The organism is Dyella thiooxydans (genome assembly GCF_001641285.1).
In the GTDB taxonomy this organism is placed as follows: Bacteria; Pseudomonadota; Gammaproteobacteria; order Xanthomonadales; family Rhodanobacteraceae; genus Dyella_A; species Dyella_A thiooxydans.
In genome coordinates, this window is sequence record NZ_CP014841.1 from 424,024 (window position 1) to 449,168 (window position 25,145).

Sequence of the window (25,145 nt, forward strand, 5' to 3'; positions counted from 1 at the left end):
CAACCTGCACTGCGTCGCGCCGCCGGCGGCCCTCTAGGATGGCGCGGCGCCGCGGGCTCGATCGTCACGCCCCGCGCCGCAGTCGATCCGGAGCGAAGTGATGCGAAAGCCTTGGTTTACATGCATGTGGCTGGCACTGGTAAGCCTGCCAGCGTATGCCGGCGTGCCGGCGGAATCCTTTCAACTGTTGGAACCGGTACACGACGGGGCGGGTCACGCGCTGGAGCTGAAGGCTCCGGACGGTCGCCTCGTTCCTGTCGCCAGGCCTTACCACGGTCCGCTCGAGTCGCGCGTACGCGCCGTGCTCGCCAGCGGGGTGGCGGAGATGTTGCCGGCGATCGACGCGCAGGTGCGGAGGGTCGGGAGTCATCCGGCGAGCTGTCCGTCGCTCGGCAACGGCATCGCGATCTACATCTCCGACGAGGACGGCGGCTTTGCCCGCAAGGACCTCTATGTGGAACGTGCGCCGGGTCGACCTGCCTTCTGCCAGGACTATTTCATCGACATCACGCTGGACCGCGCCTCGCTGGAAGATGGCCTGTTCGAGGAAGTGCTGGCGCACGAGTACGGCCATGTGCTGCTGCGTCGCCTGCTGGGCCCGGTTCCGCCCACGCCCTCGCGCCAGCCACATTCGGTGTTCACGGTGACCGATCCGGTCACCGCCTTCGACGAGGGCTTCGGCATACAGATGCAGCCACTGGCAGCGCGCATGACCGTGACGCCTGGCTTTCGCGCCAGGGTGGAGGGACGGTCGGCGGCGTCGGCGGCCGATCTCTGGTTGAGCCGGCGCGAAACCTGGGTGCGCGAGACGGCGGTGCCGCACAACGATTTCGTGTTCGCGCCGGCGCCACCCGGCGAGAATGGCGATGCCTACGCGCGCTGGCTGGCCGCTGAAACGTCGCTGCCCGCCGATCCGTGTCATCTCAAGTCGGGCGACCAGATGATGGCCTCCGAGGGGGTGGCCGCGACCTTCCTGTATCGGCTGCTCGACGTGGGGGCCGATAGCAAGGCGGTAGCGCATCGCTACGCCCAACTGGTGCAGGTGCTCGCCCATGTCGGCAAATGGCCGGCACAGGCACCGTTGGTCGCGCTGGTGCGCGCGTGGGGCGAGGTCTATCCCGGAGAAAAGGACGATGTGACGCGCCTGTTCCTGGACGTCACCTACGGTGCCACTGCTTCGATGGCGCTGCATGACCAGGCCGAGCAGCTTTCCTGCATAGGGGCACGCGGCGCACTCACGGGGTTTGTGCCGGCACTGAAGGCCTATCGTCGCGCGCTTGCGAAGCTGGACGCCCGTGTCGCGGCCGGCCAGACGGCGCTTGATGCCGCACTCGGGCCGTCGCTGTGGCTGGCCGACCCGGACGTGCGGATCGCGGAACAACCCTGGTCGGTCGAGCGCAAACTGCCGCTGGTGGTTGACCTCAATACCGCGGATGAACCCGCGCTCCGCCTGTTGCTGGGCGATCGCCTGCTTGCCGCGAAGTTGGCCCGGGCCAGGAGGCAAGGCCCCTTTGCGAGCCTGGACGACGCATCCCGACGCGCCGCACTGGATGGCGATCAGCAGGCCTTGTTGCAGCATCTGGCGTCGTTGTACCGGGCACTTCCCGATTTCGTGCGCCGCTGATCGCGACAGCGACGATCGCCCTCGCTGCCCGTGCGTGGCGGCGATGGGCGATCCGGCAGGTACAGCCCCGCGGCTGCTGCCCATGTCAGTGGGCCAAGGCGCGGGGCTCGGCGGGTATCGTCATGGCCGGCGCCGGCGGTTTGGCGATGCGAGGGGCAGCGGGGGCTGCGCGGACCTCATGAAACGCTTGCTGCGGAGAACGCTACCATGGTGGCCCGCGGGTACGGAGTCACTTGAATGGGGTGGCGAAGTGAATCCGGTCCTGTTCGCTGGCGATATCTTGCCGAGTAAACGTCATGGCTCAAGTCGATGGTCAGACCCTGCTGATGGCGGTGCAGGCGGTGCGGGCGCAGATCCGCCTACTGAGTGAAGAGGTGAACCGGGCCGGGGATGATGACGATCTGACCGATCGGGAAGATCTGCTTGCCGGTTACGTGCGCGCCGCCGATGCATTGCGTGTTGCCTACGAAGCCGAGGAGCGGGATAGCAGCAACCTTCCGCCTTATGACCTGCTGGCCTCTGGATAGTGAGGGCAGGATAACGAGGACAGGTTCCTTGCACTTCGATCGGAAGCGGGTCTGCCTGCGTTCGACGGCTCTTCCATCGACGTGTGAAGAGAGGAGTGGGGGCAGGACCGACGGCCGTAAGGCATCGAAACCCGTTGCGGGCGATCGGGGCCTGGTGCGACCGGGCCACGCGCCGTCAATCGGACCGGCCAGCACTCAGTGCTTCTGCGCAGCCCGGTATGCGCTGGCGCTCATGCCCATCACGCTGCGGAACACGCGCAGAAAATGCCATGGGCTGAGGCCGGCCAAGTGTGCCAGCACATCCAGCGACGGCGCACCGCCGTCTTCGTGCGCGCGGGTTTCGATCCAGCTCGCGGCATCGGAAACCCGGCACGCATCGCGCGCCGTCGGCGCGACTGACGAAGGACGGTGGACGGCATCGACATGCAGTGCGCCGGCGGCCGGCTCGATGGCGGCTTCTTCCAGCGCGGCGGGATCCGCCAGGTGCGTGGATGCAAGTCGTTCCGACAGCCCGGTCAATGCCGGCAAAGGTGGCAGCTGAGGGCGATCGCCTGTCCGTCCCGCGCAAGCGCCACGCTGTACTCGCCGAGTGGAAGGTCCGATGCCGCGTAGCGGCCAATAGCGCCCACTGTCATCGTTCGACAGGCACTGGTGTGCTCGTTGTGTGTGGTGACCCTGTCGCCCGCAGGCACCTCGCCTGCGGCGGTGCCCGCGGTGGACTGCGCACTGGCCGGGGAGATGCCTGCCGCGGCCAAGGCACCTGCGACACAGGCCGAAGCCAGACCACGGGCGACACGATGGGAGAGGGAGCGAATCGAGAGGGTATGGTTCAGAGCGGCGACCTTCTTATCGAAGGGGGAAGGGGATAGATTGCCTGGGGGCGGCATTTACCCGTACACAACATGCGCGGACCCTGCGTTCGATCGCGGCACGCCGCCGAACGTCTCGATGCACATCGTCCGCTGCCATCCGGCGGGTGGTTCCACCGGATGGCGACACGCAGGCGAGTTGTCTGCGACATCTGCCCGGATGGGCAAGAAATCGTCCGGTCATGCCAGCAGCATGCTGACAACGCCGATCGCGCAGATCAGCACGCAGCTTCCGAACAGGCTCCGCAGCAGCAGGGTTTCGATTTTGAATGACATGGCGGCTCTCCGTTGAGTGAGGTTGAAGCTTTCAACGGTGGAAGTGGCAAGGGCCGTGCCAGCACGCGCGTGCCGTCGGAAAGCGCATGGCTACGGCGTTTTCGCCCTCGCCTGGAAAAAGCGCCGTCCGTCCGCGGACACTCGCTGCGGACAACGGACGCGATGCGGACAGCGTCGTCCGCAGTTCTGCGAACTTCGCTCGGGTGTCCCCGGGACGCACGTCGTATCGAGCGGTGAGCGGGGCGACGACGGCGGCGGTGCGGCAGGTTGGCTATCTGCGCGTGGACATGCCCGGCGCAGTACTCCCGCCATCGGATTTGGTGCAGTTCCCGCAGGTAGCGATGCCGCTGGGAAAGGGCGGTGGTCAGGGCGCGCTTTTCATGGCGCCCGCTGTGCAATTTCGACTCTGAAACCCGTTCTTGAACAACCCGCGATCAGATGAACCTGCTCCCTTTTTTTTTGCCCTCACTCCCCGAAAAAACGCATACGCCCAATGCCTGGCTCTTGGCCTGGTACATGGCGGCGTCCGCGGCGCGCAGGTAGTCGTCGGTGGTGGCGAAGCCGGCCCGGCTGCTGACCACGCCGATGCTCGCGCCGCAAGTCACGGTGTGCGGGCCGATGCGGTAGGGGGCCGCGAGCGCGGCGGCAATCTGGTGGGCACGGTCGGTTGCGTCGGCGTGATCGACCGACTCGAGCAGCACGTTGAACTCATCTCCGCTCATGCGAGCGACGAGATCGATCGCCCGCACGCAGGATTCGAGCCGGCGCGCCACCTGCTGCAGGAGCTGGTCGCCCACATGGTGTCCAAGGGTGTCATTGACGGCCTTGAACCGATCGAGGTCCAGCAGCAGCACCGCAAACATGGTGTTGTCGCCCGCAGTCCGCGGCTCGCCGCCTCTGGACGCCCGGTCCTGATGCAGCGCGATGGCGTGCTCGAGGCGATCGCGAAACAACGGCCGGCCGGGCAGGTTGGTCAGGGCGTCGTAGGAGCTGCCGCGTTCGGCCAGGTCGCTCAGTGACCCGGCCATCCGCACGGCGACGCCGTCTTCGAACTGGGCGACCCCGCGCCAATTGAGCCACACCGATCGTCCCGATCCGTGGCGCGCGCGGAAATCCACCGAAAAGTTCGGGCGGTTGCCCGACAGGTGCCGGCGGTACGCCGCTTGCACGCGCTCGTGGTCATCGGGATCGATGAGCTGTTGCAGAAAGTTCCAGCCGCCATCGTGCAGGTGGCCGCCGTCGTCCAGCCCGATAATCTCATTGAAGCGTTGGGACACATGCAGCACGTCCGTCTGCAGGTTCCAATCCCAGATGCCGTCATTGGATCCGCGGGTGGCGAGCGCATAGCGGTTGTCCGATTGCAGCAGTTCGAGCTCGGTGTTTTTCTGCTGGGTCACGTCGATCATCAGGCCGATCATGCGATTCGGACGTCCCTTGTCGACATCCACGCGACACAGGTCGCGCACCCAGACGACCTTGCCGGATTTGGCAATCAGCCGGTAACTCATCTCGTACGCATAACTGTGCGTCGCGTGGTATGCGGCATCGTCGATGACCAGTGCCGCCGGCAGGTCATCGGGATGTACGTGATGCCGCCAGAAGCCCGGGTCGGACCGCCACTCTTCCACCGTGTAGCCGAAGAGGCGCTCGACCTGCGGGCTGAGGAACGTATTGCCCACACCGAGCTCGGCCTCCCAGACCACGCCGTCGATGGTTTCCAGCAGCCGCAGGAAGCGCTGGCGGACCTCGATCAGCACCTGCTCGGTGATCTCGGTGATCTCGATCAGCACACCCTGGCGACTGATCACCCGATCTGCCGCGTCGGTCTTCGGCTGCATATGCAGACGCATCCAGCGATAGTCCGACGTTGCCAGGCGCAACCGGAACACCGGCATGCCTGCTCTCAGGGTTCCCGTGTCGTCGGGATGCACGAAGTCGAGCAGGGACCGGCCGAGCGCCTCATCCACCGAATGGCCGGTGAGCTTGTGCCAGGCGGGATTCAGGTAGGTGATGGTCCACAGCGCATCCGTCTGCACCACCGCCTCGGGAAGCAGTTGCAGCAGTTCTCCGGGCGACGTGGGGGGGACGGCCATTTGTCTTTTATCCTCACCGAAGCGCTGGCATCCAGTCCAGCGAAAGCAGGGAGCGGGCGCACCGGGGAGGCGGCCGGCACTCCGCGGTGGAGCCCGATCCTGAACGGTTTGTCCGGTGGGGTGAGCGGGGCCTCGATCGCGACATGGCGGCGCCCCGGGCATGCTGGCCGACCCGACAACTGCCCGGCATCCACAGCGAGCTGACGCTGGTCGGCGGAAAGATCGTCTACGACAGCGGTCTGCTCACCGGGAAATCGCGGTCGGGGCATTGACCGGCGGGGAACGGGGGCGCAGGCAATCCGGCCGGGATCATCGCCCCCGGCCCCTCTGCGGCTTGCCCGCCGGGGAGCGATCCGGCGGGAGCCCGGCGCGGCTAGTGCGCGCCGTTCAGCAGCTCGTTCAACTGCGCGAACTGCTCCGCCGCGCAGTCGCTGCCGCCGGACGCCATGGTCTCGTCCAGCGCCTCCTTCGACGGATGGAGGTCGTGCATGACGACACGCGTCTGCCCGTCCTGTTCCTCGAAGGTCACCGTGGTGACCGCACCGCCGTCGCCGCCCTCCTCGTTGGTCCAGACCACCTTGGAGCAGGGCGTCACCTCCAGGTAGCGGCCGAAGAACGTCATCGGCTGGTCCGACGAGGGGTGGCCGAGCTCGAGGCGGTAGGTGCCGCCCGTGCGGGCGTCCATCTCGCAGGCCAGGAAGGTGATGCCGAACGAGGCCGGCGTCCACCATTGGCGGAACAGATCCGGCTTGGTCCACGCCTCGAATACGCGGCGCGCCGGTGCGTCGAACAGGCGCGTCACCACCATTTCACGGTCGGAGACCCGCTTCACGTCGGTGGCATGGTTGCCACTGGCAGTCTCTTTTTCTGCATCCACCAGCCTTCTCCTGCGGTTTGGGAAACGGGGGGCACAACAGGGGCGGGTTCGCTGTTTTGCGACTCGAACCCATCCCGCCTGGCTTGCTCAGGCGTGCGGTGGGATGGCGTTGGGGTCCATCCACATCACTTCCCAGATATGACCATCGGGATCCTCGAAGCTGCGTCCGTACATGAAGCCGTAGTCCTGCACGGGCGTGGGGTCAGCTTTGCCGCCGGCGCTGCTGGCCTTGGCGACCAGGCTGGACACCTCGTCGCGGCTGTCTGCCGACAGGCAAAGCAGCACCTGCGCGTTCGCGTGCGCATCGACGATCGGCTTGCTGGTGAACTGGCGCCACTTCTCGTGGGTGAGAAGCATCGCGTGAATCGTGTCCGAGAACACCATGCACGCGGCGGTATCGTCACTGAAGGCGGGGTTGTTGCCTGCGCCCAACGCCTCGTAGAACGCCTTCGACCGCTCCAGGTCCTTCACCGGCAGGTTGATGAAGATCAGCTTGCTCATGCACTTTTCCTTTGGATGGATGCCGCGGCGGGATCGCCGCGTCGTTGAGCCGACGAACGGGGCGGAAGGAAATCGACAGGCCCCCGGGGCGGAACGGGCGCCGGATCCGGCGCTCCGGTGTCTGGCGGACCTGGCCGGCTGGGCCGGACGGGTGGATTGGCTCGACATGGTGGGGCGGAAGCCTTTTCCGGGAGGCGACCGGAGGCCAGGGAATTCGTGCCCCATGGCCGTAGGAGAGGGTGCTCCCTGGCCTGGGCTCCGGATCCACACGGCGCCGGGGCCGGCGCGATGGATGAGGGCGGCGAACCCGGGCCCGTTCGGCCTCTCCAGGACGATGGGCCCAGTGCGACAGCCGGACTGAATGGCGTCCAGCATGCCGGCATCGCGCCGCGTGTCGGGACCGTCGCGGGAAAGGCGAGGGGGCTCTGCATGTCGGAGAGAAAGGCCGCGGGCGGATCGCGCTGTCCGATGGCGCCTGCAGTGAAGCGTCGAGTCCGCTCCCTCTGCGGAGACCTACCAGATCAGGTCGTCCGGTACCTGGAACCGGGCGTAGTAGGCGTCGTCCTCGCTGGCTGGTGCCTCGGATCCGCCGCGGCCGTGATCGAGGACGATGGCGCCGGCATCGCGCTCGTAGATCTTCTCGGCTGCGGCGCGGGGGATCAGTTCGTAGCCCTGGTCGAGCCGCGCGATCACCAGCGTGCCGCTGGCGAGCTGGCTGCGCAGGGCTTCGTTCACCAGCACGCTGCGGATCGCCTTGCCGTCGGTGAAGCGATAGTCGATCTCGCCGCTGCGCTTGACCCTGTGCGTGTCGATGATCTGGCGAATCTGCGCGCGCAGCTCGGCGGCACGGGCCTGGGCATTGCGCTCGGCGGCCAGCGCGCGGTCGCGTTCGCCGCGCTCCGCCTTCAGGCGTTCCACATCGACGCCCTGCTCCCGCGGCACCGCCGCGCCCTGCTTGCCCTGCTTCTGCTTGGCCTGCTCGCGCGCTACCTGGTTGACCTTGGCCTTGTTGACCAGGCCTGCCTTGAGAAGTTGATCCTGCAGGGGGTTGCGCACGGTAGGGTCACGTCGTGAATGGGCAGGCCATTGTAGTGCCGTGGTCGAACGGAACGGAGTCTGATTTGCCCGATCTGTATAGGAAGCAGGGGCCGGGCGCACGGTCTTGAAGCGAGCGACTCACCGCCCCCGTGGGTCACACTATCTGATCGGTCCTGGCGGAGCAGCGCAAACAACAGCAACTCGTGATCCCGCGCCCCAGAAGTCCGCTTCACGCCAACGTCCCTCCTGGGCAAAGCCCAGCTTGAGGACAAGCTTCAAGGCGGCGTTCTGCGGTTGGATCTGGTGTACCGCTTCCTGGCGCCTGTTTGCTTTCGCGACGTGGCACCAGGGCATCAATCCGTACCACCTTTCGTGGCCCCCTTGTTGGCTGCCTTCAGCAGGGCAAGCACCTGCTTCCAGGGCGTCGGCCCCTGATGCATGGCGAACACCGTGCGCACGTCCAGGTGCGCGCGGTCGACTGCCTGCGCCACCTCGGCCATCAGCTCCGGCTGGTACAGCGCGCCGGATTTCGGATCGAGCACCAGCGTGTCGCTCGCGTACAGCAGTCTGGATGCCGGGAAATAGACCATGTACTGGCGTCCCGTATCCGCGCCGCGAAGCGGGTAAAGCTCGATCCGTTGCGCGCCGCTGCCGATCACGGTGCGGCCGGACACGATGCGCCAGTCGGGAGCGGCCGGCTGGCGCTGAAGGTGGTCCGGGTGGATCCGGTGGGGCGCGTCCACCAGGCGCTGCAGCAGGGGCAGGTTGAGGTCGAGCGCGTAGACCGGCAGGTGCCGGGCGACCGCTTCGCGCACGCCGGCGGCGTGCGGCCACGAATCGGAGGTGGTCAGCACCGCCTTGATCGGGAGATCGGGATAGCGCTGCCTGGCCAGGTCGAGCAGGCCCGCGGTATAGACCGGCGAGATCGGCGACTCGAGCACCACCACGCCGTCGTCCTGCTTGATCAGCGCGGTGTTCCAGGCGCCGGGGTAAAGGTCCACGCCCGGTGCCAGTGCGACCGGATGCTTGCCATCGAACGGCAGCTCCCAGCGACTGGCGAAGGTCCCGTCGGCCGGCCGCGCGTGGGTGGTGTCGAAGGTGCTCGCTGGCGTGGCTCCATCGATGGTTACCGTGAGCACCTGGGTCGAGCGCCAGACCTTGCCGTTGCGCTCCTCGATGCGCGTGCTCGGATAGTGGAAGCCGTCGACCAGGATCCAGTTGTCGTAGTCGATCTGCTCGCTGACGTCGCCCCAGGCGTACCAGAAGTCGTCGAAGGTGCGTGTCCGCTGCAGCGCATCCGGCAGGTGGGTCACCGGATCGAGCAGGACCTGCCAGGTGCGGCCGTCCACGTCGAAAGCCAGGCTTGTGTGCAGTACGCCGTGCAGCATCTGCGGCTTCCCGTAGCGCAGATGAGTGGCGTGATCTGCAGTGAGCAGCAGGCGCATCGGCTCCATCTGCAGCCGCTCGTCCAGGACGACTCGGGCATTCCCCGGCAGTGGCTGGCTGCGCTCGCCGCTGCGGTAGTCGCCTCCCTGGGGCGTCATCACCAAGGTGGAGGTGATGTCGGTGGGGCTGGTGCCGCCGGCCTGCGGCCAGGTCAGCGTCTGCTCGCTGCGCACGCGTGCGCCGGCGAAGTCCAGCCACTCGTGGTAGCGCTGGTACGAGGCCAGGAACGGCTCCTGACGATAGGACTGCTCCATCAGCAGCGTGTGGCCCATGCCCTGCCATTCGATGTGCGACACGGACTGGAGCCGGGCCCGCCCGCCCATCGCGTCGATGGCGGTATCCAGACAGGCACGCGGGGTGAGCGTCCCGCAGCCCGGTGCGTTGCCGGCGGTGGCAGCGGGCAATGCGACCAAGGGGGCCAGGGCGATGACGAGGGCGGATGCACGTCGGGACAGGGCTGGCATGGTCGTTCCGGCAGTGGGGAAGGGGAGACCCTAGCGACCGGTATGCGGGCCTGCCTGTAGCGTCAGTCATGCCGTGACCGATGGCAGGGATGCGCTGCCCCGGAGACTTCTGCCATCGCCAACGGTGCCGCGCTACGCCGGGGGATCCAGGCTGTCGGTGCATCGGTTCCGCCGCCGGCAACGCACCTTCGATCGCCGCGCCGAGTCGGGCGCGGCTCGGCATCTCATGCGTACTGCGCGACGCCGTTGCCGAACGACCAGTTCTCCCGCGCGGTTTCCACCAGGTTGATGAACACGTCTTCCGGGCGCAGCCCAGGTGCGGTGGCGAGCTTTTCCGCTACGCGGCGATAGAAAGCCTGCTTCTGCGCCATCGTGCGGCTGTTGTTGCAGACGATCTGCACGATCACCAGGTCGTCGCTGCGCTCGATGCCGAGGTACTGCGGATCGCAGTCGAACTCCGCGGGATCGTGCTGGTGGACCAGGATGAAACGGTCGTCCTCCGGCACGCCGAAGGTCTCGCGCATGGCTTCGTAGACGCCGTTGCGCAGGGCGGCGAGATGGGCGGCGGGCTTGCCGCGACGCAGCGAGATGCGGACGAGGGGCATGGGGGTTCTCCTTCGAAGGGTGGTCAGTGCGAAATCGCGGCCTGCGAGACGTGGCCGACGCGGTAGAGGCGGCATGCGTTGTCGGTGAGCCCGGCACGGAAGTCGGGCCACAGGCGGAAGCGCACCAGCGTCCAACTGGTGGGCTCGAAGGCGGTCACGGCGGCCAGGGCTCCTTCGGTCAAGGCCGCATGGGCCATGTCGCTCTCGCGCTCCCGCCAACGTTCCATCCATGCGTCCTCGGGGATGGGGACGATCTCGCGGCTGGCGCAGACCGCCGTGGACAGGTCGCCTGACGACAGCGCCTGCCAGACCGACCACGCCTGAACGGTGGGGCGTCCGAAGTCCCGTGTCAGCGCGGCAAAGCCGGCTCCGCCCAGGAAGGCGTTCATGCCTTCGCCGTCGTGCCACAGGTAGAAGGGGGCGTAGCGGTTGGTGCCGCCCGGCAGCACCGGGTCGTCGGACATCGAGTAGAGCCAGGCCTTGAATCCGATGCCGGGAAAGCCATCGAGCAGGTGGCCCTTCTCGGCGATCCGGCGGCGGATGACCGTCATGTCGTAGTCGGCGGGCAGGGTGATCTCGTACTGCATCGCGAGCATGGCGGCGTCCTCAGTGGCTGTCGTCGAGCTGGCGCAGCACGGCGAGGGTGGACATGGCCACCGGCCAACCGCCGTAGAAGGCCAGGTGGGTGGTCAGCTCGACCAGCTCTTCATCGGTGAGGCCGTTGTCGCGCGCGCGGCGCAGGTGGAACGGCAGCTGCTCCGTGCGGTTGAGTGCGATCAGCGCGGCGACCGTGGCGATGCTGCGTTCGCGCGGGGCGAGGCCGGGGCGTGCCCAGATATCGCCGAACAGCACCTCGTCGGTGAGCTCGGCCAGCTTGGGGGCGATGTCGCCGATGGCCTTGCGGGCGTGGTGGGGATCGTGCGGCATCGTGCGGCCTCGTCGCATGTGGGTTGACGGGGCGTAACGTACCGCCGCAGGATAATCCCGGAAATCAGAATTTTTTGAACGTTATATCCATAAAAACGGGATGATCAGATGACCCGCGTCTCCTTCGATCCGGACGTCCTGCGCAGCTTCGTGCAGGGCGTGGAACTGGGCAGCTTCGCCAAGGCTGCGGAGCGGCTCAACCGGTCCACCTCGGCGGTCAGCGCGCAGCTGAAGCGGCTGGAGGAACAGGCGGGGCGACCGTTGCTCCGCAAGGCGGGGCGTGGGATGGCGCTCACCGAGACAGGCGAGGTGATGCTCGGCTATGCGCGGCGACTGCTGGAGCTCAACGACGAGGCGGCCGCCGCGGTGCGAGGGGTGGAGCTGGAAGGCCGAGTGCGGCTCGGCCTGCAGGAGGATTTCGGCGAGACCCTGCTGCCCGCGGTGCTGGGTCGCTTTGCGCGCGCTCACCCGAAGCTGCGCATCGAGGCGCGCATCGCGCGCAATGCCGAGCTGCTGCACGGGGTGAACCACGGAAAGCTCGACCTGGTGCTGGCCTGGGAGGGCGAGGAGAGCAGCCCGCATGTCGAGCGCATGGCGCGGCTGCCGATGCGCTGGATCGGCTCTGCCGGCGCGCGCACCCCAAGGCTGCGCCGGCGCGGAGAGGCGCTGCCGCTGGTGGTGCTGGATGCACCCTGCCTGGTTCGGCGTGCCGCCATCGACGCCCTGGACCGCGCCGGCATCGCCTGGCGTATCGCGTTCACCAGCGCCAGCCTTGCCGGCACATGGGCGGCGGTCACGGCCGGGCTGGGGGTGAGCGTACGCACGCCGCTGGGCCTGCCGGCGGGCGTGCGCGCGCTGACCGCGAAGGATGCAGGCCTGCCCGCGTTGCCGACGCTGGGGTTGGCGCTGCATCGCGCCGAGGCCGAGCCGCCTGCGGCCGTGGCCCGGCTGGCGGAGATCCTGGTTGGCACGCTGTCGCCATCGCTGTCGGTCTGAGTTTCTGGACACCGAGGCAGCAGGACGCGATGGCGCGGTCACACTCCGGAATGCGATGGCCGGAGCAGCGGGGGATACCTGCGAGGCTTCGGCTGTGGCGCGAAAGTCGTCGTGACCCAGCGCGCGGCTGCTCGCGGTAAGTGCGCTGGCCGCCAGATCGACGTCTGACAACGGATCGCGCGGCGGTTGCCGGTAGGCGCTGCATGCGCGCCCCTGCGCCGTGGATGTCCCCGCGGTGTGTTACGGGGTGCAGCGCGAGTGACATCCCTCTCGTCTGACTGGCACGCTGGGCGGCGATTGAAGCGTGCCGACGGGTCCGCCTGCGGCTGGTGCGATGCGAGGTGTAGACAGCCCGAGCAGGGCGCATCGTGGTTCGCGGACCTTCGCTGCGAAGCGTCCGGTCGCGGACGGTACGGCTGGTGGGGCGTGCCGCCCCCGTCCCGCGGACAGCGCAGGCGTTGCACGTCGTCCAGGTCACCCTTTGGCGATTCCGATAGTTGATTAACACCGGGGGATGTATGGTGGAGAAGTCAGCATCACCGTCAGGTGCCGGCCGTGATCCCGCATAGGGTGGAGGCATCGATGCTCCAAAACAGTTCTCTGGTCGACTGGTGCAACCTCACGGCGAGGCCTGTGCTCGAAGCGGCCGCTTCTGGCCAGCCGGTGTCTTTTTCCGCGCGGCAGGCCATTCGTCGCCTTGACGTCCTGCTGTCCGGCAACATGAGCGCTGCCGATCCGGGTGAAGGTATCGATGCCAGCCAGTGGTGCCGCCTGTGCCGGGCCCTCGATGAGCATCCCGAAGCGTACGGAAGCTTTGTCGTCGCACTGAGCCACGGCTCCGACGCCCTGAAGAAACTCGTGGACGCTCTTGCGCCGCGGACGTCGTAACGCACATCCGGCGCGGCCGGGTGTGATTCTTGTCCTCGAGCGTTCCTCTCGGGATTGCCTTTCCACCTTTCCGACCGGGGCGCCACCATGAAGTCACCGTTGAAACCGCTGTCACTGACCGACATCCACGACATCTACGGAAGTTCGCCGACGAAGCAGGGCGAACCAGCCAGGTCTACGCTGGCAAGCTACAAGCGATCGGAGCATTTCAAGCGGGACGCCGGGCATCCGGGGATGCAGCCGGCAAAGCCGGACCCCATGGGCAAGTTGTCGAGGTTCGGCAAGCGCTGATTCCGGCAGGCATCCCACCGGCTCGTGTGCCGGGCGCGCCTCCATCGGTGCGTCCGGCTCCCGCTTCGGGCGGGCCGGTATCGGTGCACAGTCTGGCGCAGGGTGTCGGAACAGCCCCGTAGCGAGGACCGCATGCCTGGGCGCGCGGTCCGGAGGAGGGTGTGCGTGCAATGCCCCGCGACGGCGAAGGCCACGGCCATCGGGGTCGCCCGGAGGGTGTACGATGCATGCCCGCAACCTGCATCTTCCCGCGCGTTCCGCCCGGCCGCTCCGCGCCCGCACGCCACGCTTCTTTTTCATGTGTGGCCCGCGGCCTGCGGGATGACGCTCCCGGAGAGTCGATGCCAGGTTATTCCACCCGCAGCGAAAAGGTGTATGTCGGAGGACTCACCTACCGGCTGCGTGTACTCAGCGACAAACAACAGTTCACGGACCCCGATGGCCACGCCCGGCGACTGGGCATCTCCCCCGCGCAGTGGAGCCTGTTCGGCCAGATCTGGCCGTCCGGACGTCTGCTTGCCCAGGCCATGCTGCGGGAGGACATCGCTGGCCGGCGGATTCTCGAGCTCGGCTGCGGTATCGGATTGGCCAGCCTGGTGCTGCAGCGGCGTGGCGCCAATGTCGTGGCTTCGGACATGCACCCTTTGACCGAGTCGTTTCTTGCCTACAACGCGGCACTGAATGCGCTGCCTGTCGTGCGCTATCGCGCGCTGCGCTGGGACGTGCCGACGCCGTCGCTTGGCCATTTCGACCTGATCATCGCCAGCGACGTGCTGTACGAGCGCGACCAGGCATGGCTGCTGGCCGGGGTGGTGGAACGGCATGCCGATCGAAAGGCGGAAGTGCTGGTGACCGATCCCGGAAGTGGGCACTGCGCGGACTTCAACCGCATGCTGGCAGCACAGGGCTTCGCCCTGGACGAAGTGCGTTGCCCGATGGACGACAACGATGTTCCTCCCTACCGCGGTCGCCTGCTCCGATACCAACGCTAGCCCGTCGCCACGCACGACCGCGCAAGCGCACCGTTGCATCGAGATCGCTCTCTTTTTTCTCCCTCCCAAGACCCAAAGGACCAGCACATTGGCCAAGATCAACTATGCGTTCGAAAAGCGTCAGCGCGAAATCGCCAAGAAGAAACAGAAGGACCAGAAGCAATCGAAGAAGCAATCCGGGCGCGAGGGCGACAAGTCCGTCGACCAGCCCGGGAAGACCATGCGGGGTTAGTCGAGCCCGGCCATCGGACGGTGGTCCGAAAAGCGGCCTTCGCCGGGTTGGACCACCTCTGCCGGAACGTGTCCGAAGGATCGGGATGTGGCTTGCGGCGTGTCGGTGGCGCTTTCCTGGAGAGCATGGCCTGGCCTGCCCCGGTTGCCACGTCCGACGTTGCAGTCTGGCCGCTTATCCAGGGCAATGCACCCTGTCCAGTGATTTCGTCTGGTCGCGTCGACATCCAGGGCGAGCGCGACTGAGTGCCGGAAGCGGACCGCAGAGCGGGCCGGGCGGGTCAATCAGGGTGAGATCGCGACAAGCCCGCCAGACTGCCCGGCGCAAGGGGAGAGCCAAGTGCGAAGACCTGCTCGCCGTCCTGGCCGCGATTTTCGGTGAGGCTGGGAAGTGGCCCGGGCTGCTCAACCTCGCGATAGCCGTCTTCTCACTTTGGCCGCCGGCGTAGGGGCGGGACGTCGTCGCTGTTGCCCGGTCACTGTGTCGCCCCTCGATCCTTTCCCCAAGCACCGACCGGGGGCACCGAACGAATGAAGTGCCTTTGGCCAGGCGGAACGCAGCGACGGCACCCGCCTGTCTCGCTGGAGCACGGGATGGTCACGCCCCGGGCATCGACCACGAATGCCTCCACAGACGGGAAGCCGGCGCAGGCCTGCCATGCTGTGGCAGGGGACGTGGCACGGGCCGGTGGTCCTTTTCGGCTGTTGGCTGCGCGCGGTCGAGGGGGCGGCCGTCTGGTGGTCGCGCTGCGGCTTGAGTAGGATCGCGCGGCCGTCAGGGGAAATCGGGACGGTATCGTTCTCGCCCGGCGGGCCTTGCATGGAGGCAGCGTGCTCATTGCGCTCTCGAACCATGATTCCCGGTGGGTGGGATGCATCCACACAGGGGGAAATTCATGTTTCGCAAATTGATCGCTTTTGGCGTGATGTCGATGGCTCTGATGATGGGCGGCTGCGCCAGTGTGCCCATGGCCAGTACCTCGGCCGATGCTCAGGCCAAGACGTTTACGCCGTCGCCCGACAACGCAGTCCTCTACATCTACCGCAACGAGACCATGGGGGCAGCCATCAAGATGCCGCTGCTGGTTGACGGCGTGAGCGTGGGCGATACCGCCGCCCACACTTACGTCCGCAAGGAGCTGCCGCCCGGTCAGCACACCATCACGTCGAAGACCGAAAAGGACGCCACGCTGACCATCGACATGCTTGCGGGCAAGATCTACTACGTGTGGCAGGAAGTGAAGATGGGCATGTTTTCTGCCCGCTCGGCCCTGCATCAGGTGGACGCCCAGCAGGGGCAGAAGGGCGTGGACGAGTCCAAGCTGATCAATTGATAGCGCCCGCTGGACGAGGGAAGGGCGGCCTGGCCGCCCTTTCTTTTTGCCGCCATGGCATCTGCAACCGATCGCTCCAATGGACGGCGAGTGCAGCGGGCGAAGTGCCCGGCGTGGCTGTCGTCGTTGCCTGCGGATGCGATGGCGCAGGCATCACCCTCGCCGCGCCGCCTCGATCGCCGCGATGTCGATCTTGCCCATCGTCATCATCGCCTCGAACGCGCGTCTGGCCGCGGCGGGGTCGGGGTCGGCGATCGCTTCGGTGAGGGCGCGCGGGGTGATCTGCCACGACAGGCCCCACTTGTCCTTGCACCAGCCACAGGCGCTGGGCTGGCCGCCGTGGTCGATGATCGCGTTCCACAGGCGGTCGGTTTCGGCCTGGTCGTCGGTCGCCACCTGGAACGAGAACGCTTCGCTGTGGCGGAAGGCCGGGCCGCCATTCAGGCCCAGGCATGGAATGCCCATCACCGTGAACTCCACCGTCAACACGTCGCCCTGCTTGCCGGCCGGGTAGTCGCCCGGCGCGCGGTGTACGGCGTGCACCGCGCTGTCCGGGAAGGTCGCGGCATAGAAGGTCGCCGCTTCCAGTGCGGTGCCGTCGTACCAGAGGCAGATGGTGTTCTTGCTTTGCATGGGCGTTCTCCTGATCGAATGGGACGAGAAACGTCTTCCTCTTCCCGACGAGTGACGCTTCGGCGGATCGACACGGTCTCCGGATTTCCTGCCAGGCGTGGGGCAACTGGCGGGCCTCCACCCCGGGCCCGGCTCCGGTCCTGTGCCTGCCCGCAGGCTGCCACATCCGGTCTCCGGCCCGCCGTATCCCGGACCCGCCCGCTGCCGCGCTCCGCGGCCTACTGAGCGCGAGCCGACGGCAGGCATGCGTCCAGCGACTCCGGCACAGGATGCACGTCGGGCCCGCAGGCGAATCGATTCGACCGACATGACACAGGGAGGGAATGAGATGGCGGACCATTCGAACAGGTTCAGGGGCGCGGCAGCGCGCGTACTCAATCGCAAGGTGCTGGTATTGGCCCCGATCGCGCTGGGCGGATACGAGCTGTACCGGCATCCGCCGATCGAGACCATCGGGCCGCAGCAGGTCGGCATCCGTCTCAATGCATGGACCGGCTCGGTGACCGAGGTGGGCGAGGGCGTGTGCCTGATGATCCCGGGCATCCACAGCCTGCGCACCTTCCCGCTGCAGGACCAGATCTATCGTCCCGAGCGCAGCGCCAAGGCGAATGGTTCGGCACCGTTCCAGTCCTCGGAGGGACTGTCGATCGGGGTCGAACTCGCGATCCGCTACGCGGTGGATCCGGCCACGCTGCCGAAGGTGGCGAAGTCCCTGCCGGACCACATCGGCCACGACTTGGTCGAGCCGCTTGTGCAGGGGGTGATCTACAAGGTGTTCACGCGCTACACCGTGCGCGAGATCTTCTCGACCAAGCGGCAGGAGATCCAGGGCGTGATCGAGAGCGAGCTCAAGCCGATGCTGGCGGCCGACGGCATCGTCCTGCGCAACGTGATGATGGGCAACGTCGACCTGCCGCCCGATTACCGCGACGGCATGAACAAGGTGCTGGCCACCGAACTGGAAACCGAGCAGATGCAGTACACGCTGCAGCTGAAGGCCAAGCAGGTACAGGAGTCCAGGCTTCAGGCCGAGGCCGAGAAGGCACAGCGGGAGACCGCCGCGGAGGCGGCGGCCGACGAGCAGGTGATCGCGGCCAAGGGACAGGAGGAGGCGATGAAGCACGTGCTGCCGTTCAAGCGCAAGCAGATCGAGCAGCGCGAGCTGGAGGCCGAGGCGGAGAGCGCCGCGCGGATCCGCGCCGCCAAGGGCGAAGCCGAGGCGCGACGGATCGAGGCGGCCGGCGAAGCCGATTCGCGGCGCAAGCTCGCCGACGCCGATGCCTACCGCCTGGAGCAGATCGGCAAGGTCAACAGCGAGCAGCTCGAGCGCGACGGCAGCCTGATCGACAAGCACCCGCTGCTGATCCAGAAGACCCTGGCCGACAAGCTGTCGGACAAGATCTCGGTGATCATCGCGCCGCCCCCGGCTACCGGTGGGTTCATCGGCCAGGCGCTGATCGACGGCGCTCCGCGCAAGGCCGGTGCGGCGGCGGGCAACGCGCCATGAGGGCGCTGCGATGGATGGCTCTGCTGCTGTGCGTGGGCCTGGCCCACGCACAGTCCGCGCCAGCCGGATATCCGCTGGCGGTGGTCACCCAGGACGGCATTGCCCTGCGAGCCCAGGCGAGCGACTCATCCGCCCGGCATGCGCTGCTGTGGCAGGGCGAGAGCCTGGAGGTGCGCGGGCGCACGCTGGACTATCTGCAGGTGTACGACCATCGCATCGAGCGCGCCGGATTCGTGCGCGCGAGCCAGGTGCACCTGCTCCCCACGGGCGCTGACGACGCGCCGGCGCTGCTGTCGATCGTGCGCTTCCTGCGCGACATGCCGGGCAGCGAGGCGCTGGGCGTGGCCTACACGGCGGCCTACCTGAAGGCCGCGCCGGGCAAGGCGATCGGTGCCGAGCCGTTCGATGCGCTGGGTGTGATGGCCGCGCGACTGGCGCGGCGGGCATCGGCGAATCGGGACAAGTCCGCCGAGCAACGGTTGTCCGGACAGCTGGAGGTGGTGGCGGACTATGGCGTGGTGATCCACAGCATCGATCACGACGGCCGCATGACGCTGTGCTATGACGGTGAAGCCTTCCGGCGCGTCATGGCGCTGCCGGCCACGGTCATGCAGAAGGCGACCGCGGCGCTGGCGCTGACCGATCCGGGCTGCGTCGATCCGGCGCTCACGCCGGTGCAGCGGGACGCCTTCGACACGTGGCGCGCCGACCTGCTCGAACGCGTGCCGCATGAAGGCCTGCCGCGCTACGTGCAGAACCGTCTGCACATGCGCATGGCATCGGTCTGGGCGCAGATCGCCTTCGAGCGCTCGCGCCGCCGGCAACCCGCCCGATCGGCCGCTTCGCGGGCCCTGGATGAACTGGCCGCCGTCGATACCCGTGCACTGGTCGAGCGCGATCGCGCCGCCTACAACGACGCGGCGATGCGCGTGGGTGCCTCGCGGTGGGCCGCCGAGGCAGAGCTCAAGCCAGGCCCAGGGCTGCACATCGTCACGGTGGCGGGGCGCCCCGGCGAGACCTGCATCAAGCTGGTCGATCGCAAGCACGCCGACAGCTCGCCGCTGCTGCAGCGCTGCACGTACGGCACGGTCTGGGCAAGCTCGGCGCGGGCCAATCCGCAGGGCACCGCGCTGGCCCTGGCGGTGCAGCCGATGCCCAGCTGGCGCGAACTCTGGTTGTTCCACCGGGTCGGGCAGCGATGGATGGTGGATGTGGTTCCGCCCGCGGACGACGATCCTCACTTGGGCTACATCGAGTTCGCCGGCTGGGTGCCGCGTAGCCACCTGATGCTTGCCGCGCGTGAGGCGCGGGTCGACGGGCGCTTCGTCCACCGCTTCGAGGTGCTCGACATGGCCACCCTGATGGCCACCCGACAGGCCGACAAGCCGTCTTCGCTGAGCCTGTTCTATCGTCACGAAGACGCGGTGTGGAAGAGCCAGACGGTGAGCCTGCGCGAATGAGGCGACGATCGCCGACCGCGGTGCCGGCGCAGGGCGCTCCTGCCCCGGCCCGGATCGGCGGCTCCCCGGTCACGGCGGCAGCAGGCAGAATGACCCTCCGCAGCCACCGGAGGGGACGATGCCCAAGCGCAGTCTTGCCGTACTTCTGCTCGCCATGATCGGCCTGCCCGGATCGGGGATGCCGGCCCTGGCCCGGGAGGCGGGCGCCAACGAGCTTCCGGCGTGGACGGTGCAGCAACCCCGTCACGACCGCTACCTCGCGGCGCATGGCCTGCGCGCCTTCGCCGGCGGCTACAGCGAGGACGGCCTGGAGGTGTGGAGTTTTCCGCTGCAGATCGTCTCCGGCTACGCCCTGGAGTTCGTGCGGGGCGACGGCCGTGTGGTCCGCGGCATCGACGTGCTGGATTCGGCCCGTGTCGATCCCCTGGGTTTCGTGCGCGGCTATCACGGCGAGGGGTTCCATGTATCCGAGCGGATCGAGACGCGCGGCATGCTGCCGGGCGTACGGGTGCGTCTGCGCGTGGAGGGCGATCCGAAGCTGCGCGTGCGCGCGCGGTTCGAGCCCTCGCTCAACCTGATGTGGCCGGCAGGCATCGGGGGACAGGAGTTCGGCTGGGATGCGTCCGCGCATGGCCTGTTGTTCAAGGAACCCAGTCGGCATTTCGCCGCGCTGGTCGCGTCGCCCGAAGCCGCCGCGCACAGCGAGCCGAACAACGATCGCCGCGGCAGCACCTTCGGGCGCCCGCTCTTCCTGGAGATGGATCCGACGGCATGCGGCAATGCCCGCTGCGCGACGCTGGTGTTCGCCGGACAGAGCGAAACCGGCGAGGAGGTCCACGCCACCGCATCGGCACTGCTGGCGGCCCCGGATGCACCGCTGGCGTCGGATGTGGTGCGCTTCGACGACGCGCTGCACATGCGCATCACCACGCCGGATGCCGACGCCAACCGCGCGCTGCGCTGGGCGCAGGTCGCGCTGGAGCAGGCATGGAGCTGCAATGCCCGGCTGGGCTGCGGCGCGGTGGCCGGCTACGGTCCCTCGCATGGCGCGCGCCGGCCGCAGTATGCGTGGTACTTCGCCGGCGACGGGCTGGTCGCCACGCGGGCACTGGTGCAGGAAGGCGATTTCGAGCGGGCCTCCGAGGAGCTCGCATTCATCCTGCGCTATCAGGATCCGGACAGCGGCATGCTGTGGCACGAGTTGTCGCAGAGCGCCGGATTCCTGCATTGGACGCGCGACTATCCGTTCATGTACGTGCATGTGGATATCGCGTTCGACTTCCTTCCGGTGCTGGCCGGGTACGTAAGGGCCAGTGGCGATGAGGCGCTCCTCCGCAAGCACTGGCCGCAGGTGGAGGCTGCCTGGCGCTACTGCCTCTCGACCATCGACGCCGGCGACGGCCTGCCGCGGGTGCCCGGCGACAAGATGAGCGCAAACGAACAGGACCGGCTGACCGACGAGCTCACCCTCTCGGCGTCCTGGGTCGAGGCGGCCGACGCGATGGCGTCGATGGCACGCTCCATGGGTGACCCGGCACTGGCGAGCCAGGCTGAAGCAGATCGCGACCGCGCGCGTGCGTCGGTTCGCGCGCGCTACCGGGACAACATGCACCGGCGCTGGATCAGCGGCTTCCGCCGCGACGGCGGGCCGGGCGAGTCTTTCAGCGGTGCGGACCTCGCGGCGATCGGCAGCGGCGCAGCCACCCGGGCCGAGGCGGCCGCGACGTTCGACCGGCTGGCGTCGCCCGACTACCTCACCGGATGGGGATTACGCAGCAAGCCGTCGAGTGCGCCGGACTTCGACCCGGAGGCCTACTCCCGCGGCAGCGTGTGGGGCCTCGGCACCGCAACGGCGGCCGAGCAGATGTGGCGGGCCGGCCGGGCCGCACAGGCGAATGCGTTGTGGCTGCGGCTGGTGCCGTGGGCGGGGCAGGACGCCCCGGGGCACATGCACGAGGTAGAGTCGGGCGAGCGTTTCGTGCCGCAGCGAGAGTCGGTGCCGGAGCAGACCTGGTCGTCCGCGGCTTTCCTCTCGGCTGCCATCCGCGGCATGCTCGGGCTCGAGGTCGATGCATCCTCGCACCGGCTGGTGTTCGCTCCGCAACCCCCGGCGACGTGGCAGAAGCTTTCCGTGCAGGGCGTGCGCGTGGGCGACAGTCTGGTCGACCTGGCCTGGCGACGGGAAGGTGCAGCCGCCGTGCTCGAGGTGGACAACCATGGCGCGCCGGTCGAGCTGGACTGGCGCCAGGCGGGTGCCGATGCGGCATCCCCGTCGACACGCATGGTTCCGTCGGGACGGAGCCGCTGGGAGCTCCCGATCCACTGAGCAGACGGCGTGGGACGTGGTGCAGCGAATGCGGCAGGCCCGAAGCAGGCGCGCGGCGGAATGTTCATCCGCGGGACACGCATGATCGACCAGATTGCAGGGTTTGCAACGAGCGGATGGATCATGGTCCAGGGTGTGACGAAGCCGGCGGCGGTCATGCGTCTGCGCGGGGGCGACAAGCGCTGGCGGTGCCTGCCGGCCTTGCTGCTCTTGCTGCTCGGCCTGGGGACCGATGTCGCTCACGCGAAAGGGGGCGAGCTGCGCATCCGGGTGATTCGCGATCGACTGACGCTTGCCGTCGCCGGACATCCACAGGTCTATCTGTACGGCCGTATCGACGCCGGCGCATCGCGACGCTTCGGGCAACTGGTGCGCGCGGGGCGCATTTCGCCCGGTTCGGACGTTTACCTGAGCTCGAGCGAGGGCGATGTCGCCACCGGCATGGCGTTGGGCCGGATGATCCGCAGCGGCGGCATGGCCACCCATCTTGGCGCCCCGCGCAAGAACTGGCCCGGCGCTGGGCACAGTCGTGCGGCGACCTGCGTCGATGCCTGCGCCTATGCGTTCTTCGGCGGCGTGTATCGCTGGGCGCCGAGCGGCAAGGACCGGCTCGGAATCGCCCGCCCGCTGTTGGACAGCACGCGATCGCGTGGGTACCTGCAGTCCATGCAGATCGATCCCGCCGACCTCCTGGCTGCGATGGGCGCCGCCCCCGGCGCGCCGGGGTGGCTGGATGCGGCGGCGCTGGAGAAAACCGGCGCGGTGAACAACGGCCGGTTGCCGCCAACGGCGACGTACGACATCGCCTCGCCGACGCCCTCGATCGATCTGCGCCAGGTGGACCGCAAGGGCGAGCACCGGCTCACCGTCACCTGCCGCCCCGGTCGCACCGAAGTGGCCGCATACGAGAGAGTGGGCGCCCGGCGCGCACGGCAGATCGTGGAGCGGGGCGCGCGTTCGTACCTGCAGCTGGACGGTCGCACCGTGTTGCCGTCGAACGACGGGGTCAGTGCGGAGGGCGACACGCTGGTGATCCGCCGCGACTATCCGCCGTCGGGACTGGTCGATCTGCTGTTCGCCGGTTCCATCGGGGCCTGGGTCGATGGCCGCAGTGCCGCGTTCCGTGACGGCTTCGCGATTCATCCCTGGGGCGTCTACGCCAAGCTCAAGGTGTTCTACCACGCCTGCTGGAATGCGGCGCCCTGGTCGCCACGGGAGAAGAAGTCTTCGTAAGGCGGGATGGCTGCCTGGTCATCCGCGTCGCCGATGGCCGCGAAGGCGCTCCAGGCCGCTGGCCCGGGATCGATCGCCGGGCGTGTATAGTCGTCAAGTGGCCGTGTCGGTCCGATGCAGTCCCGATGCGCCGAACGTGCATCACCGGTTGCCCACATCCACGGCAACCCCCGCGTGCCTGGCGACAGCCGATCGCGCACCCGCCCTCGAGCGTTCCTCTCGGGATCTCCCATCCACACGCCGAACCGGACGCCAGGATGAAGTCACCCGCCAAACCCCTGTCCCTCGCGGACGTCCATTCCGTTTACGCCAGCTCGCCCGTTGCCAAGCCGAAGGCCAGGCACGACAAGGAGGCTGCGGGCCCTGCGACGCTCAGCTACTCGCGCTCGGACCACTTCAAACGTGATCCGGGTCATCCCGGCATGCAGCCGGAGAAGCCGGATCCCGCGGGCAAGGGTTCGGCGCCGCGCAAGCGTTGACCGGCCCGGGCGCGCGCGTCCGCGCTGGCGCCTGCGGGCGGGTCAACGTCGGCGAGCGTGCTGGCGCGGCGCGGTTCGCCGGCCAGGGCGTTCAGCCCAGCGCGCGCACCCGGAAGTTGCGCCCCTTGATGCGGCCGCTGCGCAGGCGCTCCAGCGCCTGGTTTGCCTGGGCGCGGATGATCGCCACATAGGCGCGGGTGGCGAACACATCGATCTTGCCGATGTCGGCGGCGGTCAGGCCGGCGTCGCCGGTCAGCGCGCCGAGAATGTCGCCGGGGCGCAGTTTGTCCTGACGGCCTGCGTCGATCACCAGGGTCTTCATGGGTGCCAGGTGCAGGGTCTTGCCTCGCGGCGGAGCCAGCTTGAGCGACCGCCAGGGCAGCGGCACGCCCAGCGTTTGCTCGATGTTCTCCGCCTTCGGGCGTTCGCGCGGCGTGCATAGCGTCATGGCCAGACCGCTCTGGCCGGCGCGTCCGGTGCGACCGATGCGGTGGGTATGCGTGTCCGGGTCGTGGGCGATGTCGTAGCTGACCACCAGCGGCAGTGCGGCGATGTCCAGCCCGCGCGCGGCAACGTCGGTGGCCACCAGCACGCCGCAGCTGCGGTTGGCGAAGCGCACCAGCACTTCGTCGCGGTCGCGCTGCTCCATGTCGCCATGCAGGGCGAGGGCGGAAAAGCCGCGGCGGTCCAGCTCCTGCGCCACTGCGTCGACGTCCTTGCGCATGTTGCAGAACACCAGCGCGTGCTGGCCGCGGTCGGCGGCCAGCAGCTGGGCCAGCGCGTCGATCTTGTGTGCCGGTTCCACCTCGATGAACTGCTGCTCGATGGTGGGCACGGCTTCGACCGGCGTTTCCACGGTGACCTCCACCGGCTCGCTCTGCAGCCGTCGGCTGGCGGCGCGGATCGACTCCGGGTAGGTGGCGGAGAACAGCAGGGTCTGATGGTGCCTGGCGATGCGCCCGACGATATCGTCGATGGCGTCGCCGAAGCCCATGTCGAGCATGCGGTCGGCCTCGTCCAGCACCAGCACCCTGATGCCGCCGCCGTGCAGGCTGCCGCGCTTGAGGTGTTCCTGCACGCGACCCGGCGTGCCGACGACGATGTGCGGGTCGTGGGTGAGCGAGGCCAGCTGGGGCCCGAGCGGCATGCCACCGCACAGGGTCAGCAGCTTCACGTTGGGCATGGCCGCGGCGAGCCGGCGGATCGCCTTGCTGACCTGGTCGGCCAGTTCGCGGGTGGGGCACAGCACCAGCGCCTGCAGCCGGATGGTGTCGGTGTCCAGCGCCTGCAGCAGGCCTAGACCGAACGCGGCGGTCTTGCCGCTGCCGGTGCGTGCCTGGGCGATCACGTCGCGGCCGGCCAGGATCGGCGGCAGGCTCTGCGCCTGCACCGGGGTCATCGCGGCATAGCCGTGCGTGTCCAGGCTGGCGAGCAGGGCGGGCTTGAGCGGGAGCGTGCTGAAGTCGGTCATGGGCCACCTAGGGAATCGGGGTGCCGGGCGCTGCGGCCGGGCGATGAACAAAAAAAA

Annotated in this window: 24 protein-coding genes; 13 read left to right on the forward strand and 11 right to left on the reverse strand. The window is 68.0% G+C overall.

Annotation, left to right across the window (positions count from 1 at the left end; genetic code table 11):
- The first annotated feature begins 124 nt into the window (after positions 1 to 124).
- Complete coding sequence (locus ATSB10_RS01885) at positions 125 to 1,624, forward strand: hypothetical protein (RefSeq protein WP_063670176.1); 1,500 nt, start codon at positions 125 to 127, stop codon at positions 1,622 to 1,624.
- Positions 1,625 to 1,920: 296 nt separating this feature from the next.
- Positions 1,921 to 2,151 carry a Tsi2 family anti-toxin gene (locus ATSB10_RS01890; protein ID WP_063670177.1) on the forward strand — a complete coding sequence of 77 codons (231 nt, stop codon included), beginning with the start codon at positions 1,921 to 1,923 and terminating at the stop codon, positions 2,149 to 2,151.
- A gap of 195 nt (positions 2,152 to 2,346) precedes the next feature.
- Here ATSB10_RS01890 and ATSB10_RS01895 read toward each other — a convergent pair whose 3' ends face one another.
- The 9 genes from ATSB10_RS01895 to ATSB10_RS01935 all read right to left on the reverse strand — a co-directional run bounded on the left by ATSB10_RS01895 (position 2,347) and on the right by ATSB10_RS01935 (position 11,247).
- A complete protein-coding gene (locus ATSB10_RS01895) occupies positions 2,347 to 2,679 on the reverse strand; it encodes an AraC family transcriptional regulator (RefSeq protein WP_157468995.1) in 333 nt (110 codons plus the stop codon).
- A 1,051-nt stretch (positions 2,680 to 3,730) separates the two neighbouring features.
- Positions 3,731 to 5,389: a sensor domain-containing diguanylate cyclase gene (locus tag ATSB10_RS01900; protein ID WP_063670179.1), complete on the reverse strand. Its 1,659-nt coding sequence runs from the start codon at positions 5,387 to 5,389 to the stop codon at positions 3,731 to 3,733.
- A gap of 373 nt (positions 5,390 to 5,762) precedes the next feature.
- The gene (locus ATSB10_RS01905; RefSeq protein ID WP_063670180.1) at positions 5,763 to 6,266 is read right to left on the reverse strand and encodes an SRPBCC family protein; all 504 of its coding nucleotides are present in this window, start codon (positions 6,264 to 6,266) and stop codon (positions 5,763 to 5,765) included.
- A gap of 87 nt (positions 6,267 to 6,353) precedes the next feature.
- Positions 6,354 to 6,767, reverse strand: coding sequence for a VOC family protein (locus tag ATSB10_RS01910; protein WP_063670181.1), 414 nt, complete (start codon positions 6,765 to 6,767; stop codon positions 6,354 to 6,356).
- Positions 6,768 to 7,280: 513 nt separating this feature from the next.
- Positions 7,281 to 7,823: a DUF2058 domain-containing protein gene (locus tag ATSB10_RS01915; protein WP_063670182.1), complete on the reverse strand. Its 543-nt coding sequence runs from the start codon at positions 7,821 to 7,823 to the stop codon at positions 7,281 to 7,283.
- 335 nt (positions 7,824 to 8,158) lie between these two features.
- Positions 8,159 to 9,715 carry an MBL fold metallo-hydrolase gene (locus ATSB10_RS01920; protein WP_063670183.1) on the reverse strand — a complete coding sequence of 519 codons (1,557 nt, stop codon included), beginning with the start codon at positions 9,713 to 9,715 and terminating at the stop codon, positions 8,159 to 8,161.
- A gap of 224 nt (positions 9,716 to 9,939) precedes the next feature.
- Positions 9,940 to 10,320, reverse strand: a complete 381-nt coding sequence (locus ATSB10_RS01925) for a tautomerase family protein (RefSeq protein ID WP_063670184.1) — start codon at positions 10,318 to 10,320, stop codon at positions 9,940 to 9,942.
- Positions 10,321 to 10,343: 23 nt separating this feature from the next.
- On the reverse strand, positions 10,344 to 10,916 hold the full coding sequence (locus tag ATSB10_RS01930) for a DUF4865 family protein (protein WP_063670185.1): 573 nt from the start codon (positions 10,914 to 10,916) through the stop codon (positions 10,344 to 10,346).
- 10 nt (positions 10,917 to 10,926) lie between these two features.
- Complete coding sequence (locus ATSB10_RS01935) at positions 10,927 to 11,247, reverse strand: carboxymuconolactone decarboxylase family protein (protein WP_063670186.1); 321 nt, start codon at positions 11,245 to 11,247, stop codon at positions 10,927 to 10,929.
- A 108-nt stretch (positions 11,248 to 11,355) separates the two neighbouring features.
- Between ATSB10_RS01935 and ATSB10_RS01940 the strand changes: the two genes are divergently transcribed.
- The 6 genes from ATSB10_RS01940 (at position 11,356) to ATSB10_RS01960 (ending at position 15,979) form a co-directional block, all read left to right on the forward strand.
- Positions 11,356 to 12,243 (forward strand): LysR substrate-binding domain-containing protein, encoded by an 888-nt coding sequence (locus tag ATSB10_RS01940; RefSeq protein WP_063670187.1) that lies wholly within the window; start codon positions 11,356 to 11,358, stop codon positions 12,241 to 12,243.
- Positions 12,244 to 12,825: 582 nt separating this feature from the next.
- Complete coding sequence (locus tag ATSB10_RS01945; RefSeq protein WP_063670188.1) at positions 12,826 to 13,131, forward strand: hypothetical protein; 306 nt, start codon at positions 12,826 to 12,828, stop codon at positions 13,129 to 13,131.
- 87 nt (positions 13,132 to 13,218) lie between these two features.
- The gene (locus ATSB10_RS01950; protein WP_083966044.1) at positions 13,219 to 13,422 is read left to right on the forward strand and encodes a hypothetical protein; all 204 of its coding nucleotides are present in this window, start codon (positions 13,219 to 13,221) and stop codon (positions 13,420 to 13,422) included.
- Between the two features lie 341 nt (positions 13,423 to 13,763).
- Positions 13,764 to 14,414, forward strand: coding sequence for a class I SAM-dependent methyltransferase (locus ATSB10_RS01955; RefSeq protein WP_063670190.1), 651 nt, complete (start codon positions 13,764 to 13,766; stop codon positions 14,412 to 14,414).
- Positions 14,415 to 14,502: 88 nt separating this feature from the next.
- Positions 14,503 to 14,646: a hypothetical protein gene (locus ATSB10_RS19530; protein WP_169816696.1), complete on the forward strand. Its 144-nt coding sequence runs from the start codon at positions 14,503 to 14,505 to the stop codon at positions 14,644 to 14,646.
- Positions 14,647 to 15,541: 895 nt separating this feature from the next.
- Entirely contained in the window at positions 15,542 to 15,979 is a 438-nt protein-coding gene (locus ATSB10_RS01960; protein ID WP_063670191.1) for a DUF2846 domain-containing protein, read from the forward strand.
- A gap of 153 nt (positions 15,980 to 16,132) precedes the next feature.
- Here ATSB10_RS01960 and ATSB10_RS01965 read toward each other — a convergent pair whose 3' ends face one another.
- The gene (locus ATSB10_RS01965; RefSeq protein ID WP_063670192.1) at positions 16,133 to 16,612 is read right to left on the reverse strand and encodes a VOC family protein; all 480 of its coding nucleotides are present in this window, start codon (positions 16,610 to 16,612) and stop codon (positions 16,133 to 16,135) included.
- Between the two features lie 328 nt (positions 16,613 to 16,940).
- On the opposite strand from ATSB10_RS01965, the gene ATSB10_RS01970 reads away from it, so the two are divergent.
- The 5 genes from ATSB10_RS01970 to ATSB10_RS01990 all read left to right on the forward strand — a co-directional run bounded on the left by ATSB10_RS01970 (position 16,941) and on the right by ATSB10_RS01990 (position 23,617).
- Positions 16,941 to 18,119, forward strand: coding sequence for a prohibitin family protein (locus ATSB10_RS01970; protein WP_063670193.1), 1,179 nt, complete (start codon positions 16,941 to 16,943; stop codon positions 18,117 to 18,119).
- Positions 18,116 to 19,579, forward strand: a complete 1,464-nt coding sequence (locus ATSB10_RS01975; RefSeq protein WP_236886471.1) for an SH3 domain-containing protein — start codon at positions 18,116 to 18,118, stop codon at positions 19,577 to 19,579. The genes ATSB10_RS01970 and ATSB10_RS01975 overlap by 4 nt, the downstream gene beginning before the upstream one ends.
- Positions 19,580 to 19,697: 118 nt before the next feature.
- On the forward strand, positions 19,698 to 21,905 hold the full coding sequence (locus ATSB10_RS01980; RefSeq protein ID WP_063670195.1) for an amylo-alpha-1,6-glucosidase: 2,208 nt from the start codon (positions 19,698 to 19,700) through the stop codon (positions 21,903 to 21,905).
- Positions 21,906 to 22,061: 156 nt separating this feature from the next.
- The gene (locus tag ATSB10_RS01985; protein ID WP_236886472.1) at positions 22,062 to 23,138 is read left to right on the forward strand and encodes a hypothetical protein; all 1,077 of its coding nucleotides are present in this window, start codon (positions 22,062 to 22,064) and stop codon (positions 23,136 to 23,138) included.
- Positions 23,139 to 23,395: 257 nt separating this feature from the next.
- Positions 23,396 to 23,617 (forward strand): hypothetical protein, encoded by a 222-nt coding sequence (locus tag ATSB10_RS01990; RefSeq protein WP_063670196.1) that lies wholly within the window; start codon positions 23,396 to 23,398, stop codon positions 23,615 to 23,617.
- Positions 23,618 to 23,708: 91 nt separating this feature from the next.
- On the opposite strand, the gene dbpA is transcribed toward ATSB10_RS01990, so the two are convergent.
- Positions 23,709 to 25,088 carry an ATP-dependent RNA helicase DbpA gene (dbpA, locus tag ATSB10_RS01995; RefSeq protein ID WP_063670197.1) on the reverse strand — a complete coding sequence of 460 codons (1,380 nt, stop codon included), beginning with the start codon at positions 25,086 to 25,088 and terminating at the stop codon, positions 23,709 to 23,711.
- Between the last annotated feature and the right edge of the window lie 57 nt (positions 25,089 to 25,145).

Bases quoted from the DNA above. Each gene is read 5' to 3' on its own strand.
- ATSB10_RS01950 (WP_083966044.1), top strand. From the start codon at position 13,219: ATGAAGTCACCGTTGAAACCGCTGTCACTGACCGACATCCACGACATC.
- ATSB10_RS01920 (WP_063670183.1), bottom strand. From the start codon at position 9,715: ATGCCAGCCCTGTCCCGACGTGCATCCGCCCTCGTCATCGCCCTGGCC.
- ATSB10_RS01940 (WP_063670187.1), top strand. From the start codon at position 11,356: ATGACCCGCGTCTCCTTCGATCCGGACGTCCTGCGCAGCTTCGTGCAG.
- ATSB10_RS01985 (WP_236886472.1), top strand. From the start codon at position 22,062: ATGCGTCTGCGCGGGGGCGACAAGCGCTGGCGGTGCCTGCCGGCCTTG.
- dbpA (WP_063670197.1), bottom strand. From the start codon at position 25,088: ATGACCGACTTCAGCACGCTCCCGCTCAAGCCCGCCCTGCTCGCCAGC.
- ATSB10_RS01975 (WP_236886471.1), top strand. From the start codon at position 18,116: ATGAGGGCGCTGCGATGGATGGCTCTGCTGCTGTGCGTGGGCCTGGCC.
- ATSB10_RS01890 (WP_063670177.1), top strand. From the start codon at position 1,921: ATGGCTCAAGTCGATGGTCAGACCCTGCTGATGGCGGTGCAGGCGGTG.
- ATSB10_RS01935 (WP_063670186.1), bottom strand. From the start codon at position 11,247: ATGCCGCACGATCCCCACCACGCCCGCAAGGCCATCGGCGACATCGCC.
- ATSB10_RS01990 (WP_063670196.1), top strand. From the start codon at position 23,396: ATGAAGTCACCCGCCAAACCCCTGTCCCTCGCGGACGTCCATTCCGTT.
- ATSB10_RS01980 (WP_063670195.1), top strand. From the start codon at position 19,698: ATGCCCAAGCGCAGTCTTGCCGTACTTCTGCTCGCCATGATCGGCCTG.
- ATSB10_RS01900 (WP_063670179.1), bottom strand. From the start codon at position 5,389: ATGGCCGTCCCCCCCACGTCGCCCGGAGAACTGCTGCAACTGCTTCCC.
- ATSB10_RS01925 (WP_063670184.1), bottom strand. From the start codon at position 10,320: ATGCCCCTCGTCCGCATCTCGCTGCGTCGCGGCAAGCCCGCCGCCCAT.
- ATSB10_RS01960 (WP_063670191.1), top strand. From the start codon at position 15,542: ATGTTTCGCAAATTGATCGCTTTTGGCGTGATGTCGATGGCTCTGATG.
- ATSB10_RS01955 (WP_063670190.1), top strand. From the start codon at position 13,764: ATGCCAGGTTATTCCACCCGCAGCGAAAAGGTGTATGTCGGAGGACTC.
- ATSB10_RS01945 (WP_063670188.1), top strand. From the start codon at position 12,826: ATGCTCCAAAACAGTTCTCTGGTCGACTGGTGCAACCTCACGGCGAGG.
- ATSB10_RS01910 (WP_063670181.1), bottom strand. From the start codon at position 6,767: ATGAGCAAGCTGATCTTCATCAACCTGCCGGTGAAGGACCTGGAGCGG.
- ATSB10_RS01930 (WP_063670185.1), bottom strand. From the start codon at position 10,916: ATGCTCGCGATGCAGTACGAGATCACCCTGCCCGCCGACTACGACATG.
- ATSB10_RS01970 (WP_063670193.1), top strand. From the start codon at position 16,941: ATGGCGGACCATTCGAACAGGTTCAGGGGCGCGGCAGCGCGCGTACTC.
- ATSB10_RS01885 (WP_063670176.1), top strand. From the start codon at position 125: ATGTGGCTGGCACTGGTAAGCCTGCCAGCGTATGCCGGCGTGCCGGCG.
- ATSB10_RS01965 (WP_063670192.1), bottom strand. From the start codon at position 16,612: ATGCAAAGCAAGAACACCATCTGCCTCTGGTACGACGGCACCGCACTG.